This is a genomic window from Hydrogenophaga sp. 70-12, assembly GCF_001897365.1.
GTDB classification, from domain to species: Bacteria; Pseudomonadota; Gammaproteobacteria; order Burkholderiales; family Burkholderiaceae_C; genus Hydrogenophaga; species Hydrogenophaga borbori.
In genome coordinates this window covers 1-16,617 of sequence record NZ_MKSS01000382.1, presented here as the reverse complement: position 1 = coordinate 16,617, position 16,617 = coordinate 1, and the positions used below count along the sequence as shown (strand labels likewise).

16 protein-coding genes are annotated in these 16,617 nt (G+C 67.9%); 4 read left to right on the top strand and 12 right to left on the bottom strand.

Annotated elements, in window-relative coordinates; translation table 11 throughout:
• Positions 1-178 precede the first annotated feature (178 nt).
• The 12 genes from asd to BGO22_RS19425 all read right to left on the bottom strand — a co-directional run bounded on the left by asd (position 179) and on the right by BGO22_RS19425 (position 10,990).
• Positions 179-1,309: an aspartate-semialdehyde dehydrogenase gene (asd, locus tag BGO22_RS19480; protein WP_070397541.1), complete on the bottom strand. Its 1,131-nt coding sequence runs from the start codon at positions 1,307-1,309 to the stop codon at positions 179-181.
• Positions 1,310-1,554: 245 nt separating this feature from the next.
• Positions 1,555-2,625 carry a 3-isopropylmalate dehydrogenase gene (gene leuB, locus BGO22_RS19475; RefSeq protein WP_070397542.1) on the bottom strand — a complete coding sequence of 357 codons (1,071 nt, stop codon included), beginning with the start codon at positions 2,623-2,625 and terminating at the stop codon, positions 1,555-1,557.
• A 10-nt stretch (positions 2,626-2,635) separates the two neighbouring features.
• Positions 2,636-3,286 (bottom strand): 3-isopropylmalate dehydratase small subunit, encoded by a 651-nt coding sequence (leuD, locus tag BGO22_RS19470; RefSeq protein ID WP_070397543.1) that lies wholly within the window; start codon positions 3,284-3,286, stop codon positions 2,636-2,638.
• A gap of 11 nt (positions 3,287-3,297) precedes the next feature.
• Complete coding sequence (locus BGO22_RS19465; protein ID WP_070397544.1) at positions 3,298-3,492, bottom strand: entericidin EcnAB; 195 nt, start codon at positions 3,490-3,492, stop codon at positions 3,298-3,300.
• Between the two features lie 25 nt (positions 3,493-3,517).
• Positions 3,518-4,939 carry a 3-isopropylmalate dehydratase large subunit gene (gene leuC, locus BGO22_RS19460; protein WP_070397545.1) on the bottom strand — a complete coding sequence of 474 codons (1,422 nt, stop codon included), beginning with the start codon at positions 4,937-4,939 and terminating at the stop codon, positions 3,518-3,520.
• 124 nt (positions 4,940-5,063) lie between these two features.
• Complete coding sequence (locus tag BGO22_RS19455) at positions 5,064-6,371, bottom strand: citrate synthase (RefSeq protein WP_070397546.1); 1,308 nt, start codon at positions 6,369-6,371, stop codon at positions 5,064-5,066.
• The gene (locus BGO22_RS19450; RefSeq protein WP_070397547.1) at positions 6,368-6,679 is read right to left on the bottom strand and encodes an FAD assembly factor SdhE; all 312 of its coding nucleotides are present in this window, start codon (positions 6,677-6,679) and stop codon (positions 6,368-6,370) included. Before BGO22_RS19450 ends, BGO22_RS19455 begins: the two co-directional genes overlap by 4 nt.
• Positions 6,680-6,702: 23 nt before the next feature.
• Complete coding sequence (locus BGO22_RS19445) at positions 6,703-7,404, bottom strand: succinate dehydrogenase iron-sulfur subunit (protein WP_009518810.1); 702 nt, start codon at positions 7,402-7,404, stop codon at positions 6,703-6,705.
• Positions 7,405-7,426: 22 nt separating this feature from the next.
• The gene (gene sdhA, locus BGO22_RS19440) at positions 7,427-9,232 is read right to left on the bottom strand and encodes a succinate dehydrogenase flavoprotein subunit (protein ID WP_070397548.1); all 1,806 of its coding nucleotides are present in this window, start codon (positions 9,230-9,232) and stop codon (positions 7,427-7,429) included.
• Between the two features lie 4 nt (positions 9,233-9,236).
• Entirely contained in the window at positions 9,237-9,602 is a 366-nt protein-coding gene (gene sdhD, locus BGO22_RS19435; protein WP_070397549.1) for a succinate dehydrogenase, hydrophobic membrane anchor protein, read from the bottom strand.
• 20 nt (positions 9,603-9,622) lie between these two features.
• Positions 9,623-10,054: a succinate dehydrogenase, cytochrome b556 subunit gene (sdhC, locus tag BGO22_RS19430; RefSeq protein WP_070397550.1), complete on the bottom strand. Its 432-nt coding sequence runs from the start codon at positions 10,052-10,054 to the stop codon at positions 9,623-9,625.
• A 159-nt stretch (positions 10,055-10,213) separates the two neighbouring features.
• Positions 10,214-10,990 carry a GntR family transcriptional regulator gene (locus tag BGO22_RS19425; RefSeq protein WP_070397551.1) on the bottom strand — a complete coding sequence of 259 codons (777 nt, stop codon included), beginning with the start codon at positions 10,988-10,990 and terminating at the stop codon, positions 10,214-10,216.
• Positions 10,991-11,188: 198 nt separating this feature from the next.
• Between BGO22_RS19425 and BGO22_RS19420 the strand changes: the two genes are divergently transcribed.
• The 4 genes from BGO22_RS19420 to acnB are packed head-to-tail and all read left to right on the top strand — an operon-like array spanning position 11,189 to position 16,576.
• Positions 11,189-12,175, top strand: coding sequence for a malate dehydrogenase (locus tag BGO22_RS19420; RefSeq protein WP_070397552.1), 987 nt, complete (start codon positions 11,189-11,191; stop codon positions 12,173-12,175).
• 15 nt (positions 12,176-12,190) lie between these two features.
• Positions 12,191-12,967 (top strand): trans-aconitate 2-methyltransferase, encoded by a 777-nt coding sequence (tam, locus tag BGO22_RS19415; protein ID WP_070397553.1) that lies wholly within the window; start codon positions 12,191-12,193, stop codon positions 12,965-12,967.
• On the top strand, positions 12,964-13,941 hold the full coding sequence (locus BGO22_RS19410; protein WP_070397554.1) for an HpcH/HpaI aldolase/citrate lyase family protein: 978 nt from the start codon (positions 12,964-12,966) through the stop codon (positions 13,939-13,941). Before tam ends, BGO22_RS19410 begins: the two co-directional genes overlap by 4 nt.
• Before the next feature lie 34 nt (positions 13,942-13,975).
• Positions 13,976-16,576, top strand: a complete 2,601-nt coding sequence (gene acnB / locus BGO22_RS19405) for a bifunctional aconitate hydratase 2/2-methylisocitrate dehydratase (RefSeq protein ID WP_070397555.1) — start codon at positions 13,976-13,978, stop codon at positions 16,574-16,576.
• The last annotated feature ends 41 nt before the right edge of the window (positions 16,577-16,617 follow it).

Sequence of the window (16,617 nt, the reverse complement as noted above, 5' to 3'; positions counted from 1 at the left end):
ATGGCACTGGAACCTCGATGGGAAAAACCGAGAAATGACCATAGCATCAACGGATTACGGTTACAAGCTGAGAATCCGCTTGAGTTTGTGAGCCTACCGTTCGTCCCGCTGAGCCCCTCCGGTCTCGTTGCGGGTGTGCAACGAGACCAGGGGGCGCTAGGCCTGGCCGAGGCCCTGCTCAGGCCTGCAGCAGAATCCGCAGCATGCGGCGCAGCGGCTCCGCGGCGCCCCAGAGCAGCTGGTCGCCGATGGTGAAAGCGCCGAGGTATTCCGGGCCCATCGCCATCTTGCGCAGGCGGCCCACGGGAATGGTCATGGTGCCCGTCACGGCCACGGGCGTGAGGTCGCGCAGGGTGTCTTCCTTGGTGTTGGGCACCACCTTCACCCAGGCGTTGTCGGCCGCGATCATGGCCTCGATGTCGGCCAGCGGCACGTCCTTCTTCAGCTTGAAGGTCAGGGCCTGCGAGTGGCAGCGCATGGCACCGACGCGCACGCAGAAACCGTCCACGGGCGTGGCCGGGGTACCGAAGCCCTCGCCCTGGCCGAGGATCTTGTTGGTCTCGGCCATGCCCTTCCATTCTTCCTTGGACATGCCGTTGCCCAGGTCCTTGTCGATCCAGGGGATCAGCGAGCCGCCCAGGGGCACGCCGAAGTTGGCCACCTCGGCGCCGCTGAGGGAGCGCTGCTTGGCGATGACCTTGCGGTCGATTTCGAGGATGGCGCTCTTGGGGTCGTCCAGCAGGGCCTTCACCTCGGCGTTGAGCGTGCCGTATTGCGTGAGCAGCTCGCGCATGTGCTGCGCGCCACCGCCGCTGGCGGCCTGGTAGGTCTGGGTGCTCATCCACTCGACCAGGCCGGCTTTGTAGAGGGCGCCCACGCCCATGAGCATGCAGCTCACGGTGCAGTTGCCGCCGATCCAGTCGCGCCCGCCCTTGGCGAGCGCGTTCTGGATGACCGACAGGTTGACGGGGTCGAGGACGATCACGGCGTCGTCCTTCATGCGCAGGCTGGAGGCGGCGTCGATCCAATGGCCCTTCCAGCCGGCGGCGCGCAGCTGGGGATAAACCTCGTTCGTGTAGTCGCCGCCCTGGCAGGTGATGACGATGTCGCAGCGCTTGAGCGCCTGGATGTCGTTCGCGTCCTGCAGCTTGTTCTCGTTCTTCGCCATCGCGGGGGCCTGGCCGCCCGCGTTGGAGGTGGAGAAGAACAAGGGCTCGATCAGGTCGAAGTCTTTTTCCTCGACCATGCGATCCATCAGGACCGACCCGACCATGCCGCGCCAGCCAACCAGTCCAACCAACTTGCTCATTGAGATACGCCCTTTCGTTGAAGTCATCGGGTCCAGACCAGACCGACTTGCCCGGCTCGTCTGGCCGGGAAGGGCGCACGACGAACCAGGCTGGATCAGCCCTTAATGGTCGTGGTTTTGGTGGAGATTGCGCGCACGGCCACACCCGCCGTGGCGGCGGATGCGATGTTCAAGGCGAACGGGCGGGCGGCAAACATGGAGCGCGATTGTAGTGGATCGCCGGGTGCGCAAGGCCCCGGCGCGCTTCAGCGCAGCGCCTTCACCACAGCGGCGCCCATCTCGGCGGTGCCGACACGGGTGGTGCCGTCGCTGTGGATGTCGGGCGTGCGCAGTCCCTGGGCGAGCACCGCCTTCACGGCGGTCTCGATGCGGTCGGCGGCCTCGGGCTGGTTCAGGCTGAAGCGCAGCATCATGGCCGCGCTCAGGATGGTGGCCAGCGGATTGGCCACGCCCTGGCCCGCGATGTCGGGCGCGCTGCCGTGGCTGGGCTCGTACAGGCCCTGGTTCTTCGCGTTCAGGCTGGCCGAGGGCAGCATGCCGATGGAGCCGGTGAGCATGGAGGCTTCGTCGGACAGGATGTCGCCGAACATGTTGCCGGTGACGACCACGTCGAACTTCTTGGGCGCGCGCACCAGCTGCATGGCGGCGTTGTCCACGTACATGTGCTCCAGTTCCACGTCGGGGTACTGGGCATGAACCTCGGTGACCACGTCCTTCCAGAACTGGAAGGTTTCGAGCACGTTGGCTTTGTCGACGCTGGTGACCTTCTTGTGGCGCTTGCGCGCGGCCTGGAAGGCGACGTGCGCGATGCGCTCGATCTCCGGCCTGCTGTAGCGCATGGTGTCGAAGGCTTCGTCGGCACCCGGGAAGTGGCCGTCGACCGCAGTGCGGCGGCCCCGCGGCTGGCCGAAATAGATGTCGCCGGTGAGCTCGCGGATGATGAGGATGTCCAGCCCGGAGATGACCTCGGGCTTGAGCGTGGAGGCGCCCACGAGTTCGGGGTAGCAGATGGCGGGGCGGAAGTTGGCGAACAGGCCCAGGTGCTTGCGCAGGCCCAGGATGGCCTGCTCGGGGCGCAGCGGGCGGTCGAGCTTGTCGTACTTCCAGTCGCCCACGGCGCCGAACAGCACGGCGTCGGCCTGCTGCGCCAGTTGCAGCGTGGCCTCGGGCAGCGGGTGGCCATGGGCTTCATAGGCCGCGCCGCCGACCAGGGCGGTTTCCATTTCGAAGGAGAGGTCGAGCGCCTGGAGGACCTTCACCGCTTCGGCGACGATTTCGGTGCCGATGCCGTCACCGGGGAGAACTGCGATTTTCATGGATCAGGGGTCAGCCGTTGAGGGTGTGGGCCAGCCAGGGCTTGGTGGCCAGGCGCTGCGCTTCGTAGGCGGCGATCTTGTCCTTGTGGCGCAAGGTCAGGCCGATGTCGTCCAGGCCGTTGAGCAGGCAGTACTTGCGAAAGGGCTGCACCTCGAACGGGATTTCCTGGCCATTGGGCTCCACGACCACCTGGCGCTCCAGGTCGATCGTGAGTTCGTAGCCGGGGAAGGCGGCGACTTCGTCGAACAGGCGCGCGACCGTGGCCTCGGGCAGCACGATGGGCAGCAGGCCGTTCTTGAAGCAGTTGTTGAAGAAGATGTCGGCGTAGCTGGGTGCGATCAGTGCGCGAAAGCCGTACTGGTCGATGGCCCAGGGCGCGTGCTCGCGGCTGGAGCCGCAGCCGAAGTTCTTGCGCGCCAACAGCACCGAAGCGCCCGCGTAGCGCGGCTGGTTGAGCACGAAGTCGGGGTTGGGCTTGCGCACGGCCGGGTCCTGGCCGGGCTCGCCCTTGTCGAGGTAGCGCCACTCATCGAACAGGTTGGGGCCGAAGCCCGTCTTGCGGATCGACTTGAGGAACTGCTTGGGGATGATCGCGTCGGTGTCGACGTTCTCGCGGTCCATCGGGGCGACCAGCCCCTTGTGGAGGGTGAACTTCTGCATGTCGAGGGCGCTTACTTGGAGATGTCCTGGATTTTTTCGCCGGCCTTTTCGATGCCGCGGCCCGTGGCCTGACCGGCTTTCTCAATGCCGCGTCCGGTCGCTTGGCCGGCTTCCTTGGCGTCTGCCTTGACGCCCTGCCAGGTGTTGCACGCCGCCAGCGAGAGCGACAGCGTCAGCGTGGTGACCATCCAGAGAGGGGATTTCATGCGGGTCTCCTGAAGTTGCGGTGGGTCAGGCGAGGGTGCGCACGTCCACGAAATGGCCGTGCACCGCGGCCGCGGCCGCCATGGCCGGCGACACGAGGTGGGTGCGACCACCAGCGCCCTGGCGGCCTTCGAAGTTGCGGTTGCTGGTGGAGGCGCAGCGCTCGCCGGGCTCCAGGCGGTCGGCGTTCATGGCCAGGCACATGCTGCAGCCTGGCTCGCGCCACTCGAAGCCGGCGGCCTTGAAGATCTCGTGCAGGCCTTCGCGCTCGGCCTGGGCCTTCACCAGGCCGGAACCCGGCACCACCATCGCCAGGCGCACGTTCTTGGCGACCTTCTGGCCCAGCTTCTTGACCATGGCCGCGGCCTCGCGCATGTCCTCGATGCGGCTGTTGGTGCACGAGCCGATGAACACCTTGTCGACGAAGATGTCGTTCAGGGGCTTGCCGGGCTCCAGACCCATGTACTGCAGCGCGCGCTCGATGGCGCCGCGCTTGCTGGCGTCCTTTTCCTTGTCGGGGTCGGGCACGCGGGCGTCGATGCCCAGCACCATTTCGGGCGAGGTGCCCCAGGTGACCTGAGGCACGATCTTCGCGGCGTCGAGTTCGACCACGGAGTCGAACGTTGCGTCGGGGTCGGAGTGCAGGCCGCGCCAGTAGGCGACGGCCTGGTCCCATTCCACGCCATTGGGCGAGAGCGGGCGGCCCTTGAGGTACTCGATGGTCTTGTCGTCCACCGCCACCAGGCCGGCGCGCGCGCCGGCCTCGATGGCCATGTTGCACACGGTCATGCGGCCTTCCATCGACAGCGCGCGGATGGCGCTGCCGGCGAACTCGATGGTGTAGCCCGTGCCGCCCGCGGTGCCGATGCGGCCGATGATGGCCAGCACAATGTCCTTGGCGGTGACGCCCTTGGCCAGCTGGCCTTCCACCTTGATGAGCAGGTTCTTGGCCTTCTTGGCCAGCAGTGTCTGCGTGGCCAGCACGTGCTCGACCTCGCTGGTGCCGATGCCGTGCGCCAGCGCGCCGAAGGCGCCGTGCGTGCTGGTGTGCGAGTCGCCGCAGACGACCGTCATGCCGGGCAGGGTGGCGCCGTTCTCGGGGCCGATCACGTGCACGATGCCTTGCCGCTGCGACAGGAAGGGGAAGAAGGCCGCGGCGCCGAATTCGGCGATGTTGGCGTCCAGCGTGGTGATCTGTTCCTTGCTGATCGGGTCGGCGATGCCGGCATAGCCGCGCTCCCAGCCGGTGGTGGGCGTGTTGTGGTCGGCCGTGGCGACGACCGAGCTCACGCGCCAGACCTTGCGGCCGGCCTGGCGCAGGCCTTCGTAGGCCTGCGGACTGGTCACCTCGTGCACGAGGTGGCGGTCGATGTAGAGGACGGCGGTGCCGTCTTCCTCGGTGTGGACGACGTGTTCGTCCCAGATCTTGTCGTAGAGCGTGCGTCCCATGGCTTGTCTCACAGGGCCTCTGTGGGCCGGGCAAACATTTTAGGCGTCGGAGCGAAAAAAGACGCCCGCCGCGGCTGGATGCCGCGGCGGGCGCAGGGTCAGGTGAAGGGGCGCGGGGGCCGCGTCACTTCTTGGCGCCGGGCACGTCGCGGCGCGGCGAGCCGGTGAACAGCTGGCGCGGGCGGCCGATCTTGTACTCGGGGTCGCTGATCATTTCGTTGAGCTGGGCGATCCAGCCCACGGTGCGGGCCAGCGCGAAGATGCCGGTGAACAGGTTGACCGGAATGCCGATGGCGCGCTGCACGATGCCCGAGTAGAAGTCCACGTTGGGGTAGAGCTTGCGCTGCACGAAGTAGTCGTCTTCCAGGGCGATCTTTTCCAGCTGCTTGGCCAGCTTGAACAGCGGGTCGTTGCCCAGGCCCAGCTCTTCCAGCACCTCGTTGCAGGTTTCCTGCATCAGCTTGGCGCGCGGGTCGTAGTTCTTGTACACGCGGTGACCAAAGCCCATGAGCTTGACGCCGGAGTTCTTGTCCTTGACCTTCTCCATGAACTCGCCAACCTTGGCCACGCCGCCGTTGCGCTGGATGTCTTCCAGCATGTTCAGGCAGGCCTCGTTGGCGCCGCCGTGGGCGGGGCCCCAGAGGCAGGCCACGCCGGCCGCGATGGCGGCGAACGGGTTGGTGCCCGAGGAGCCGCACAGGCGCACGGTGGAGGTGGAGGCGTTCTGCTCGTGGTCGGCGTGCAGGATGAAGATGCGGTCGAGCGCGCGCTCGAGCACCGGGTTGACCTTGTAGTCCTCGCAGGGCACGCCGAACATCATGCGCAGGAAGTTGCCGGCGTAGGACAGCTCGTTGCGCGGGTACATGTAGGGCTGGCCGACGCCGTACTTGTAGGCCATGGCCACCAGCGTGGGCATCTTGGCGATCAGGCGGATGGCCGCGATCTCGCGGTGCTGCGGGTTGTTGATGTCGGTGCTGTCGTGATAGAAGGCCGACAGGCCGCCCACCAGGCCCGTGAGCACGGCCATGGGGTGGGCGTCGCGGCGGAAGCCGCGCAGGAAGAACTGCATCTGCTCGTTGACCATGGTGTGGTTGGTCACGAGCTTGTGGAAGTCGGTGCGCTGCTTGTCGTCGGGCAGCTCGCCGTTGAGCAGCAGGAAGCAGACGTCGAGGTAGTCGCAGTGGGTGGCGAGCTGCTCGATGGGGTAGCCGCGGTACAGCAGCTCGCCCTTGTCGCCGTCGATGTAGGTGATGGCCGACTGGCACGAGGCGGTGGACAGGAAACCCGGGTCATACGTGAACATGCCCGTCTGCGCGTACAGCTTGCGGATGTCGATGACGTCCGGGCCGATGCTGCCGCCGTAGACCGGCAGTTCGACGCTGGGGCTGCCGTTGGAGAACGTCAGGGTGGCTTTGTTGTCGACGAGTTTCATGCAGATTCCTCGGGTGATGGAGTGGAGCGGGCGGCGCGCAGCAAGGCAAGCACTTGCGTCACGTCGTCGCGGTCGATGGCCCCTTCGGGGGGCTTGCGGCCGAGCAGCAGATCGAGCAGGTCGTTGTCCGACAGCTCCATCAGCTGGCCCAAGGCATCGGCCTGTCGCACCGTCAGCCGGTGGGCATGGCGGGCGAAAAAGCGCTCGATGAACAGGTCGTTCTCGAGCAGTCCACGGCGGCACCGCCAGCGCAGCTTGCTGAGGCTGCGCTCGTCGAGCAGGTCGTCAACGGCGGCGGTGGCGTGCATGGCGGGTGGGACGGCGGGCGCGCTCAGACGGCGCGCAACACCATCATTTCCTTGATCTTGCCGATGGCCTTGGTGGGGTTCAGGCCCTTGGGGCAGACATCGACGCAGTTCATGATGGTGTGGCAGCGGAACAGGCGGTACGGGTCCTCGAGGTTGTCGAGGCGCTCGCTCGTGGCCTGGTCGCGGCTGTCGGCGATGAAGCGGTAGGCCTGCAGCAGGCCGGCCGGGCCGACGAACTTGTCCGGGTTCCACCAGAAGCTCGGGCAGCTCGTGGAGCAGCTCGCGCACAGGATGCACTCGTACAGGCCGTTGAGCTCCTCGCGCTCCTCGGGCGACTGCAGGCGCTCCTTCTCCGGGGGGATGCTGTCGTTGACCAGGTAGGGCTTGATGCTGTGGTACTGCTTGAAGAACAGCGTCATGTCGACGATGAGGTCGCGCACCACCGGCAGGCCGGGCAGGGGCTTCAACACGATGTCGCCCTTGAGCGTGTTCATGTTGGTCAGGCAGGCCAGGCCGTTCTTGCCGTTGATGTTCATCGCGTCCGAACCGCAGACGCCTTCGCGGCAGGAGCGGCGGAACGAGATGGACGGGTCCACGGCCTTGAGCTTCATCAGCGCGTCGAGCAGCATGCGCTCGTGGCCGTCCAATTCGACCTGGATGGTCTGCATGTACGGCTTGGCGTCCTTCTCGGGGTCGTAGCGGTAGATCTTGAATGTGCGAAGCATGTGGGGCTCTCCGGGGGCGTGCTCAGAACGTGCGGACCTTGGGCGGCACGGATTCGACGGTCAGCGGCTTGAGGTTCACCGGCTTGTAGCTCAGCGAGTTGTCCGCGCTGTGCCACAGGGTGTGCTTCATCCACTCGGCGTCGTTGCGGCCCAGCGGGAACTGCGCGTCGTCGGCGGGGCGCTCGTAGTCGTACACGGTGTGCGCGCCGCGGCATTCGCGGCGGGCGGCGGCCGAGGTCATGGTGGCCTGGGCGCACTCGATCAGGTTTTCCACTTCCAGCGCTTCGATGCGCGCGGTGTTGAAGACCTTGGACTTGTCCTTGAGCTCGATCTTGCCCACGCGCTCGCGCATGGCGTTGATCTTCTGCACACCTTCGTCCATGCCGGCCTGGGTGCGGAACACGCCGGCGTGCTGCTGCATGGCCGAGCGCATGTCGTTGGCGACGTCCTGCGCGTACTCGCCACTGGTGGTGGCGTCCAGGCGGGCCAGGCGCGACAGCGTGAGGTCGGCGCCGTCCTTGGGCACGGGCTTGAAGCTCTTGTTCTTGTCGTTGTACTGGACGATGTGGTTGCCGGCCGCGCGGCCGAACACCAGCAGGTCGAGCAGCGAGTTGGTGCCCAGGCGGTTGGCGCCGTGCACGCTCACGCAGGAGCATTCGCCCACCGCGTACAGGCCATTGACCACCTTTTGGCCGCCCGTGCCGTCGGGCACGACGACCTGGCCATTGACGTTGGTCGGGATACCGCCCATCTGGTAGTGGATGGTGGGCACGACCGGGATCGGCTCGCGCGTGATGTCCACGTTGGCGAAGTTCACGCCGATCTCATAGACCGACGGCAGGCGCTTGTGGATGGTGTCGGCGCTGAGGTAGCTGAAGTTCAGCATGACGTAGTCCTTGTTGGGACCACAGCCACGGCCTTCCTTGATTTCCTGGTCCATGCAGCGCGAGACGAAGTCGCGCGGCGCCAGGTCCTTGAGCGTCGGGGCGTAGCGCTCCATGAAGCGCTCGCCCTCGGAGTTGACCAGGAAGGCGCCTTCGCCGCGGCAGCCTTCGGTCAGCAGCACGCCCGCGCCGGCCACGCCGGTGGGGTGGAACTGCCAGAACTCCATATCCTGCAGCGGGATGCCCGCGCGCGCGGCCATGCCCAGGCCGTCGCCGGTGTTGATGAAGGCGTTGGTGGAGGCCGCGAAGATGCGGCCCGCGCCGCCGGTGGCCAGCAGCGTGGTCTTGGCCTCGAGCAGGTAGACGTCGCCCGTTTCCATTTCGAGCGCGGTCACGCCCACCACGTCGCCTTCGGCGTCGCGCACCAGGTCAAGCGCCATCCACTCCACGAAGAAGGTGGTGCGAGCGGCCACGTTCTGCTGGTACAGGGTGTGCAGCATGGCGTGGCCGGTGCGGTCGGCCGCGGCGCAGGCGCGCGGCACGGCCTTCTCGCCGTAGTTGGCCGTGTGGCCGCCGAAGGGGCGCTGGTAGATGGTGCCGTCGGGGTTGCGGTCGAACGGCATGCCCATGTGCTCGAGCTCGTACACCACCTTGGGCGCTTCGCGGCACATGAACTCGATCGCGTCCTGGTCGCCGAGCCAGTCGGAGCCCTTGATCGTGTCGTAGAAGTGGTAGTGCCAGTTGTCCTCGCTCATGTTGCCCAGCGAGGCGCCGATGCCGCCTTGCGCGGCCACGGTGTGCGAGCGGGTGGGGAAGACCTTGGACAGCACGGCCACCTTGAGGCCGGCGCGCGCCAGTTGCAGCGAGGCGCGCATGCCGGAGCCGCCGGCGCCGACGATGACGACGTCGAACTGGCGCTTGAGAAGGGATGCAGAGGCGGTCATGGCGTCAGAGTCTCCAGAGAACTTGAACGGCCCAGCCCAGGCAAGCCAGGAGCCAGACCAGGGTGAACACGTGCAGCACCAGGCGCAGGCCGGCGGGCTTGACGTAGTCCATCCAGATGTCGCGCACGCCGACCCAGGCGTGGTAGGCCAGCGCGATGAAGACGGCGAAGGTCAGGGCCTTCATCCACTGCGCGGCGAAGATCGCGGCCCAGCTGTCGTAGCCGAGCGGGCCGCTGGTGAACAGCACCTTCACCAGCAGCACGAGGGTGAACAGGGCCATGAGGGCGGCGGTGATGCGCTGGGCGAGCCAGTCGCGCGCGCCATAGTGGGCGCCGGTGACGACGCGCTTGGAACCGTAGTTGACGGACATGGTGTGGGACCTCCCGGCGATCAGTACAGGCCGAACAGCTTGGCGCCCAGCACCACGGTCAGGCCGATGCTCAGCACCAGGGTGACCACGGCGGAGGTCTTGCCGAACTGCTTGCTCACGGCGTCGTGGCTCACGTCCATCCAGAGGTGGCGCAGGCCGGCGATGAAGTGGTGCAGGTAGGCCCAGATGAGCGCCAGCACCACGAGCTTGAGCAGCCAGCCCGGCAGCCAGCCGCCGCCGGCGAAGGCGCTGGTGAAGCGCTCGAAAGAAATCTCGGACGACACCGAGGTGTCGAACAGCCAGACGATCAGGGGCAGGAGCAGGAACATCAACAGGCCGCTGACGCGGTGCAGGATCGACACCCAGCCGGCCGCGGGCAGGCGGTAGGTGGTCAGGTCCTTGAACGCGTTGATGTTGCGGAACTCAGGCCGCTTGCGGGTCAACTCGGGCATGGGAAGGGCTTTCGTGGGGAAGGCTCTCGGGCGGGGAGAGGGATGTAACCCATTGGTAACCGGGGTCACCGGGGCGGGCAAATTCTATTGCAATGCACCAAGCGATGGACTATGCCGGGCCGGCTATGTCCGACTGCGCCGTGGTGGTGCGCGGCGGAATCAGCTCAATTCATTGCGGTAGTGCCGGGCGTCGGTGCGGTACAGGCCGCGCCGCAGTTCCATGGGCGTGTCGTTGTAGGTGTAGGACAGGCGCTCCACGCTGAGCAGCGGGTGGCCCTCGGGGACGCTCAGGCGCTGGGCGGCGTCGGCGTCGGCCGCCACCGCCTTGATTTTTTCGGCCGCGCGCACCATGCGCACGCCGAAGCGCGATTCGAACAGCGCGTACATCGGGCCGGTGTCGCTGGCCAGGGTGTCAAGCGTGAGGCCCTTGAACGGCCCGCCGGGCAGCCAGATTTCCTCCAGGATGGCCGGCGTGCCGCCGAAGGCCAGCACGCGGCGCACCTGCAGCACGGCGTCGCCGCTGCGCAGGCCCAGCGGGCGCGCCACCTCGGCGGGCGCGCGCAGGCGGCGGCAGTCGATGATGCGGCGCTCGGCCGGGCCCTGGTCGTCCAGCGTGCCCTGGTCGGGCAGCAGGCGCAGGAAGCGGAACTGGATGTGCTGCTCGGCGTGCGTGGCGACGAAGGTGCCCTTGCCCTGGCGGCGCACCAGCAGGTTGTCGGTGGCGAGCTCGTCGATGGCCTTGCGCACCGTGCCCTGGCTGACGCGAAAACGCGCCGCGAGGTCGAACTCGCTCGGGATCATGTCGCCGGGTTTCCACTCGCCGGCCTGCAGGCTGCGCAGGATCAGCCCTTTGATCTGCTGGTACAGCGGGCTGAACGCTGGCGCGAGGGCGTCGGGGTCCGGGCTGGGGTCGGGGGAGGTGGGCGTGGTGGCCATGGGAGGGCGTGGTGGCGCCAACATGGGGCGTCGAATCATATCTTATATAAGACATAAGACAAATTGACCGCCTAGGGTTCACCCGGGTAAACTCGCCGACCGTCACCCGACCCGCCCAGCCCGCCCGCCACGCCTTGTTGGCGCGCACCGGCGCCTGCGGCTGCCACGCTTTCCAACCCCATCCCTGGAGTCTTCACCATGACCAAGAAGCCCGTTCGCGTCGCCGTCACCGGCGCCGCCGGCCAGATCGGCTACGCCCTGCTGTTTCGCATCGCCTCCGGCGAAATGCTCGGCAAGGACCAGCCCGTGATCCTGCAACTGCTGGAGATCCCGGACGAGAAGGCCCAGAAGGCGCTCAAGGGCGTGATGATGGAACTGGAAGACTGCGCCTTCCCGCTGCTGGCCGGCATGGAAGCCCACAGCGACCCGATGACCGCCTTCAAGGACACCGACTACGCCCTGCTCGTGGGCGCCCGCCCGCGTGGCCCCGGCATGGAGCGCGCCGACCTGCTGGCCGCCAACGCCCAGATCTTCACCGCCCAGGGCAAGGCCCTGAACGCCGTGGCCAGCCGCAACGTGAAGGTGCTGGTGGTCGGCAACCCCGCCAACACCAACGCCTACATCGCCATGAAGAGCGCGCCGGACCTGCCGCGCGAGAACTTCACCGCCATGCTGCGCCTGGACCACAACCGCGCGGCCAGCCAGATCGCCGCCAAGACCGGTGGCAAGGTCGGCGAGATCCAGAAGCTCACCGTGTGGGGCAACCACTCGCCCACCATGTACGCCGACTACCGCTTCGCCACCATCGGCGGCAAGGCCGTCAAGGACCTGATCAACGACCAGGTCTGGAACGAAACCGTGTTCCTGCCCACCGTGGGCAAGCGCGGCGCCGCCATCATCGAAGCGCGCGGCCTGTCTTCGGCGGCCTCGGCCGCCAACGCCGCCATCGACCACATGCGCGACTGGGCCCTGGGCTCCAATGGCCAGTGGGTCACCATGGGCGTGCCCTCCAACGGCGAATACGGCATCCCCAAGGACGTGGTGTTCGGCTTCCCGGTCACCACCGAAGGCGGCAAGTACAAGATCGTCGAAGGCCTGGCCATCGACGAATTCAGCCAGAAGTGCATCGACAAGACCCTGGCCGAGCTGCAGGGCGAGCAGGACGGCGTCAAGCACCTCCTGTAATTCCCTCCGCACACGATGGCCGACTGGAACCCCGCGCTGTACAGCCGCTACGAGGACGAACGCACCCGTCCCGCGCGCGAGCTGCTGGCGCGCGTTCCGCTGGCCACGCCGCGTTGGGTGGTGGACCTGGGCTGCGGCCCGGGCAACTCCACCGAGCTGCTGGTGCAGCGTTTCCCCGATGCCCGCGTGACGGGCATCGACAATTCCCCGGCCATGCTCGAGAGCGCGCGCCAGCGCCTGCCGGGCGTGGCCTTTTCCCTGGCCGACATCGCCAGCTGGCGCCCCGAGGGCGCTCCCGACCTCATCTACGCCAACGCCGCCCTGCAGTGGGTGCCGGGGCATGAGGCGCTGTTTCCCCGCCTGTTCGCGCTGCTGGCGCCGGGCGGCGTGCTCGCGGTGCAGATGCCGGACAACCTCGACGAGCCCAGCCACCGCCTGATGCGCGAGACCGCGGCCCAGCCGCGCTTCGCCACGGCCATCGGCGACGCCAGCCGCGTGCGCGAACCGCGCCGGCCCATCACCACCTACTACGACCTGCTCGCCGGGGACGCCGAGCGGGTGGACGCCTGGCACACGGTCTACCAGCACCGCATGGACTCGGCCGCCGCCATCGTCGAGTGGGTCAGCGCCACGGGACTGCGGCCTTTCATCGATCCGCTGGACGCCGCCCAACGGTCGGACTTCCTGGCCGACTACCAGGGCCGCATCGCCGCCGCCTACCCCACCCGCGCCGATGGTCGACGGCTGCTGGCCTTCCCGCGCCTCTTCGTCGTGGCGCAGCGCCCGTCATGAGCCGCCCGCGCGACGTTCTGCTCGGGCCCCAGGCCGGCGCCATCGCGCTGCCGGTCTGTGACCACTACAGCGGCGTCGAGGCGCGCATGCGCAAGAGCCTGGCGCTGCAGGCCGAGCTCACGGCCGAGTTCGGCGCCTGCGTGTTCGACGTCACCCTCGACTGCGAGGACGGCGCTCCGGTCGGCGGCGAGGCCGAGCACGCGGCGCTGGTCACCGAGCTGGCGCTGTCGGCTCCCGCCGGCGCCCGCGTCGCGGTGCGCGTGCACGCGGTCGACCACCCGGCCTTCGAGGCCGACGTCGCCCACATCGTCGGGCGCGCCGGCACGCGGCTCGCGCACGTGATGCTGCCCAAGGTCGAAACCGTGGCCGACGTCGACCGCGCCGCCGCGCTGCTCGACGCCGCCGGCGCACCGCAGCTGCCGCTGCATGCGCTCATCGAGTCGCCCGCGGCCGTGCACCGCGCCTTCGACATCGCCGCGCACCCGCGCCTGCAGAGCCTCAGTTTCGGCCTGATGGACTTCGTCTCCGCCCACGGCGGCGCCATTCCCTCGGCCGGCATGACCTCCGCCGGCCAGTTCAGCCACCCGCTGGTGCTGCGCGCCAAGGTCGAGATCGCCAGCGCCTGCCACGCGCACGGCAAGGTGCCCGCGCACGGCGTGGTCACCGAGTTCAAGGACCTCGCGGCGCTGCAAAACAGCGCGCGCCGCGCCGCGCACGAACTCGGCTTCACCCGCATGTGGAGCATCCACCCCGACCAGATCCGCCCCATCGTCGCGGCCTTCGCGCCCGCCGCCGACGAGGTGGACGAGGCCGCCACCGTCATCGAGCGCGCCGCCGCCGCGGCCTGGGCCCCCGTGCAGGTGGCCGGCCGCCTGCACGACCGCGCCAGCTACCGCTACTTCTGGCAGGTGCTGGAGCGCGCGCAGCGCACCGGCCGCCGCCTGCCCGAGGCCGTGCACGCCCTGTTCACCTGATCCTTTTTTTGCCTGTCCCCACGGAGAACCTGAGATGTCCAACTTCCTCGCCGACTACCGCGCCCACGCCGCCGAACGCGCCGCGCTGGGCATCCCGCCGCTGCCGCTGTCCGCGCAGCAGGTGGCCGAGCTGATCGAGCTGATCAAGAGTCCGCCGGCCGGTGAAGACGCCTTCCTGCTGGACCTGCTCACCCACCGCGTGCCGCCGGGCGTGGACGACGCCGCCAAGGTCAAGGCCAGCTTCCTGGCCGCCGTGGCGCACGGCGACCTGAAGGTGGGACTGGTGAGCAAAGCCAAGGCCACCGAGCTGCTGGGCACCATGGTGGGCGGCTACAACGTGCACCCGCTGATCGAGCTGCTCGACGACGCCGAGGTGGCGGCCGTGGCCGCCGACGGCCTGAAAAAGACGCTGCTGATGTTCGACTACTTCAACGACGTCGCGGCCAAGGCCAAGGCCGGCAACGCCAAGGCGCAGGAGGTGATGAAGAGCTGGGCCGAGGCCGAGTGGTTCACCAGCCGCCCCGAGGTGCCGAAGTCCATCACCGTCACCGTCTTCAAGGTGCCCGGCGAGACCAACACCGACGACCTGTCGCCCGCGCCCGACGCCTGGAGCCGCCCCGACATCCCGCTGCACTACCTGGCGATGCTGAAGAACACGCGCCCCGACGCGGCCTTCAAGCCCGAGGAAGACGGCAAGCGCGGCCCGATGCAGTTCATCGACGACCTGAAGAAGAAGGGCCACCTCGTGGCTTACGTGGGCGACGTGGTGGGCACGGGCTCCAGCCGCAAGTCGGCCACCAACTCGGTGATCTGGGCCACCGGCCAGGACATCCCCTTCGTGCCCAACAAGCGCTTCGGTGGTGTCACGCTCGGCGGCAAGATCGCGCCGATCTTCTTCAACACGCAGGAAGACTCGGGCTCGCTGCCGATCGAGGTGGACGTCTCCCAACTGGAGATGGGCGACGTGATCGAGGTGCTGCCCTACGACGGCAAGCTCACCAAGAACGGCAGCACCGTGGCCGAGTTCAAGCTCAAGAGCGACGTGCTGTTCGACGAGGTGCGCGCCGGCGGCCGCATCAACCTCATCATCGGCCGCAGCCTCACCGCCAAGGCGCGTGAGTTCCTGGGCCTGCCGGCGTCCACCGTGTTCCGCCTGCCGCAGGCGCCCGTGGCCACCAAGGCCGGCTTCACGCTGGCGCAGAAGATGGTCGGCCGCGCCGTCGGCCTGCCCGAAGGCCAGGGCGTGCGCCCCGGCACCTACTGCGAGCCGCGCATGACCACCGTGGGCAGCCAGGACACCACCGGCCCCATGACGCGCGACGAACTGAAGGACCTGGCCTGCCTGGGCTTCAGCGCCGACATGGTGATGCAGTCCTTCTGCCACACCGCCGCCTATCCCAAGCCGGTGGACGTGAAGACCCACCGCGAGCTGCCGGCCTTCATCAGCAACCGCGGCGGCGTGGCCCTGCGTCCCGGCGACGGCGTGATCCACAGCTGGCTCAACCGACTGCTGCTGCCCGACACCGTGGGCACCGGCGGCGACTCGCACACCCGCTTCCCCATCGGCATCAGCTTCCCGGCCGGCTCCGGCCTGGTGGCCTTCGGCGCCGCCACCGGCGTGATGCCGCTGGACATGCCCGAGTCGGTGCTGGTGCGCTTCAAGGGCCAGATGCAGCCGGGCGTGACCCTGCGCGACCTGGTGCACGCCATTCCCTACGCCGCCATCAAGGCCGGCCTGCTGACCGTGGCCAAGGCCGGCAAGAAAAACATCTTCTCGGGCCGCATCCTCGAGATCGAGGGCCTGCCGGACCTGAAGGTGGAACAGGCTTTCGAGCTGTCCGACGCTTCGGCCGAGCGCTCGGCCGCCGGCTGCACGATCAAGCTCAACAAGGAGCCGGTGATCGAGTACCTGAACTCGAACGTCGTGCTCATGAAGAACATGATCGCCGAGGGCTACCAGGACAAGCGCACGCTGGAGCGCCGCATCCAGAAGGTGCAGGAGTGGCTGGCGAACCCGCAGCTGCTCGAGGCCGACAAGGACGCCGAGTACGCCGCGGTCATCGAGATCGACCTGAACGAGCTCAAGGAGCCCGTGCTCTGCTGCCCCAACGACCCGGACGACGCCAAGCTGTTGTCCGACGTGGCGGGCACCAAGATCGACGAGGCCTTCATCGGCTCGTGCATGACCAACATCGGCCACTTCCGTGCCGCGGCCAAGCTGCTCGGCGGCCAGCGCGACATCCCCGTCAAGCTGTGGGTGGCGCCGCCCACCAAGATGGATGAGAGCGAGCTCATCAAGGAAGGCCACTACGCTGCCTTCGGCACGGCCGGCGCGCGCACCGAGATGCCGGGCTGCAGCCTGTGCATGGGCAACCAGGCGCAGGTGCGTGAGGGCGCGACGGTGGTCTCCACCAGCACGCGCAACTTCCCGAACCGCCTGGGCAAGAACACCAATGTGTTCCTGGCCTCGGCCGAGCTGGCGGCCATCGCCTCCAAGCTGGGCCGCATCCCGACCGTGGCCGAGTACCACGCCGAGATGGGCATCATCAACCAGGACGCCGACAGCGTGTACCGCTACATGAACTTCGACCAGATCGAGGAGTACGCGGAAACGGCCAAGGGCGTGACCGTCTGAATGGCGGCGGCCGCTCGGCCGCGCTGAATTGGCCATGGCGC